Origin of the sequence: Nonomuraea antimicrobica (genome assembly GCF_039536965.1) — a bacterium.
In the GTDB taxonomy this organism is placed as follows: domain Bacteria; phylum Actinomycetota; class Actinomycetes; order Streptosporangiales; family Streptosporangiaceae; genus Nonomuraea; species Nonomuraea antimicrobica.
The window spans coordinates 6,841-9,996 of the sequence record NZ_BAAAZP010000024.1; the positions used below are offsets into that span (position 1 = coordinate 6,841).

A 3,156-nucleotide genomic window follows, 5' to 3' on the forward strand; every position below is an offset into this window, starting at 1 on the left:
CCTGGGGGGCCACGTTGAGCTGGAAGTCGGGCTGGAGCCACTGTGGCTGAGCCTGGCAGCCAGGCGTGACGTTCGAGCCGCCGCCCGTCACAGGGCGGCGGCTCGCTCTGTGCCGGAGCCCGCGGCTGCGCTAGCGTGCTTGGCATGATCATCGGCACTGCCGCAGGAGGGCGCGTGATCACGAGCGGACTCGACACCGGGAGCGACGACTACCGGGCGCGCCGCGAGGCGATGCTGGCCAAACTGGCCGAGCTGGACGCCGAGCACGCCAAGGCGGTGGCCGGCGGTGGCGAGAAGTACGTCGAACGCCACCGCGCCCGCGGCAAGCTGCTCGCCAGGGAACGCGTCGAGCTGCTGGTCGACCCCGACTCCCCCTTCCTGGAGCTGTCACCGCTGGCGGCCTGGGGCAGCGAGTTCCCCGTCGGGGCGAGCATGGTGTCGGGGATCGGGGTGATCGAGGGCGTCGAGTGCGTGATCACGGCGAACGACCCCACGGTCCGCGGCGGCGCCTCCAACCCGTGGACGCTGAAGAAGTCCCTGCGCGCGGCCGACATCGCGCTGCGCAACCGCCTCCCGTACGTGAACCTGGTCGAGAGCGGCGGCGCGGACCTGCCGACGCAGAAGGAGATCTTCATCCCCGGCGGCCAGATCTTCCGCGACCTGACCAGGCTGTCGGCGGCGGGCGTGCCGACCGTGGCGCTGGTGTTCGGCAACTCCACGGCGGGCGGCGCGTACGTGCCCGGGATGAGCGACCACGTGGTGATGGTCCGGGAGCGGGCCAAGGTGTTCCTGGGCGGTCCGCCGCTGGTCAAGATGGCCACCGGGGAGGAGTCCGACGACGAGTCGCTCGGCGGCGCCGAGATGCACGCCCGGATCAGCGGGCTCGCCGACCACCTGGCCCGCGACGAGTACGACGCGCTGCGCATCGGCCGGCGGATCATCGCCTCGCTCGCCTGGCGCAAGCTGGGCCGGCCGCCGGAGGAGGGCGCGCGGGATCCGGTGTATCCGGCCGACGAGCTGCTCGGGATCGTGCCGGAGGATCTCAAGGTGCCGTTCGACCCGCGGGAGGTGATCGCGCGGGTGGCGGACGGGAGCGAGTTCGAGGAGTTCAAACCGCTGTACGGGGCCTCGCTGGTGACGGGGTGGGCGCGGATCCACGGCTACCCGGTGGGGGTGCTGGCCAACGCGCGCGGCGTGCTGTTCAGCGCGGAGTCGCAGAAGGCCACCCAGTTCATCCAGCTCGCGAACCAGTCGCGCACCCCGCTGCTGTTCCTGCAGAACACGACCGGCTACATGGTCGGCAAGGAGTACGAGCAGGGCGGCATCATCAAGCACGGCGCCATGATGATCAACGCGGTGTCCAACTCGACCGTGCCGCATCTGACCGTCGTCATGGGCGCCTCGTACGGGGCGGGGAACTACGGCATGTGCGGGCGCGCGTACGATCCCCGCTTCCTGTTCGCCTGGCCGAGCGCCAAGTCGGCGGTGATGGGGCCCGCGCAGCTCGCCGGGGTGCTGTCCCTCGTGGGCCGGGCCTCGGCGCGGGCGAAGGGGCAGGTTTACGACGAGGAGGCCGACGCGGCCATGCGCGCGATGGTGGAGGCGCAGGTCGAGGCCGAGTCGCTGGCGTTCTTCCTGTCGGGCCGCCTCTACGACGACGGGGTGATCGATCCGCGCGACACGCGTACCGTGCTGGGCCTGTGCCTGTCGGCGATCAACAGCGCGCCGGTGCCCGAGCCGGCGGGTTACGGGGTGTTCCGGCCGTGATCGACCGTCTGCTCGTCGCGAACCGGGGTGAGATCGCCCGTCGCGTCTTCCGTACGTGCCGTTCGCTCGGCATCTCCACGGTCGCCGTCTACTCCGACCCCGACGCGGGCGCGCCGCACGTGGCCGAGGCCGACCTCGCGGTACGCCTGCCCGGCGCCCGGCCCGCCGACACGTACCTGGACGTGGCACGCGTCCTGGCGGCCTGCCGGGCCACCGGCGCGGACGCCGTGCACCCCGGCTACGGCTTCCTGTCGGAGAACGCGGACTTCGCGCGGGCCGTGCTGGCGGCCGGGCTGGTGTGGGTGGGGCCGCCGCCGGAGGCCATCGCCGCCATGGGCTCCAAGGTCACCGCGAAGCGGCTGATGGCCGAGGCCGGGGTGCCCGTCCTGCCCTCGCTCGACCTGGCGGCGCCCGGGGAGTTCCCGCTGCTGGTGAAGGCGTCCGCCGGTGGGGGCGGGCGCGGGATGCGCGTGGTGCGCGGCCTTGAGGAGCTGGCCGAGGCGGTGGAGTCGGCGCGGCGGGAGGCGTCGGCGGCCTTCGGCGACGGCACGGTGTTCGCCGAGCCGCTGCTGGAGCGGGCCAGGCACGTGGAGGTCCAGGTGCTGGCCGACGGCCACGGGACCGTGTGGGCGCTGGGCGAGCGCGAGTGCAGCGTGCAGCGGCGGCATCAGAAGGTGATCGAGGAGTGCCCGTCGCCGGGCATCTCGGGCCCGGTGCGCGAGCTGCTGCACGAGGCCGCGGTCAGGGCCGCCAGGAAGATCGGCTACGTGGGCGCGGGCACGGTGGAGTTCCTGGTCAAGGGCGACCGGGTGGCGTTCCTGGAGATGAACACCCGGCTCCAGGTCGAGCACCCGGTGACCGAGCTGGTGTACGGCGTCGACCTCGTACGGTCGCAGCTCGAGGTGGCCGAGGGCGCGGCGCTGCCGCCGGAGCCGCCCACCCCCGCCGGGTGGGCGGTCGAGGCGCGGCTGTACGCCGAGGACGACGACCACGTGCCGCAGAGCGGGGTGCTGCGCCGGTTCGAGGTGCCGGGCGGCGGGGCGGGCGGGGTGCGGGTGGACTCGGGCGTGGAGTCGGGGTCCATGGTGTCGCCGCACTATGACGCGATGCTGGCCAAGGTGGTCGCGCACGGCGCGACGCGGGCGCAGGCGGTGCGCAGGCTGGTGGCCGCGCTGCGGCGGGCCAGGCTGCACGGCCTCACCACCAACCGCGATTTGCTGCTGAAAGTCCTGACAAATCGAGATTTTGTGGCTGGTGACACGCACACCGGCTTCCTCGACCCCGGCGGGCCCGTCCGCGGGGACGCGAGCACGCCCGCGGGCCCCGGCGCACTGGCCGCCCTGACCGCGCTGACCGCGCTGTCCGCGCTGTCCGCGCTGGCCGCGCTCG

General features: G+C 73.4%; 2 protein-coding genes. Both read left to right on the forward strand.

The genetic code is table 11. The features are described 5' to 3' along the window. The first annotated feature begins 144 nt into the window (after positions 1 to 144). The gene (locus ABD844_RS08170; protein WP_425568520.1) at positions 145 to 1,767 is read left to right on the forward strand and encodes an acyl-CoA carboxylase subunit beta; all 1,623 of its coding nucleotides are present in this window, start codon (positions 145 to 147) and stop codon (positions 1,765 to 1,767) included. Further along, a partial coding sequence (locus ABD844_RS08175) for an acetyl-CoA carboxylase biotin carboxylase subunit (protein WP_344874589.1) occupies positions 1,764 to 3,156 on the forward strand: 1,393 nt, incomplete at its 3' end. The genes ABD844_RS08170 and ABD844_RS08175, both read left to right, overlap by 4 nt.

Bases quoted from the DNA above. Each gene is read 5' to 3' on its own strand.
- ABD844_RS08170 (WP_425568520.1), top strand. From the start codon at position 145: ATGATCATCGGCACTGCCGCAGGAGGGCGCGTGATCACGAGCGGACTC.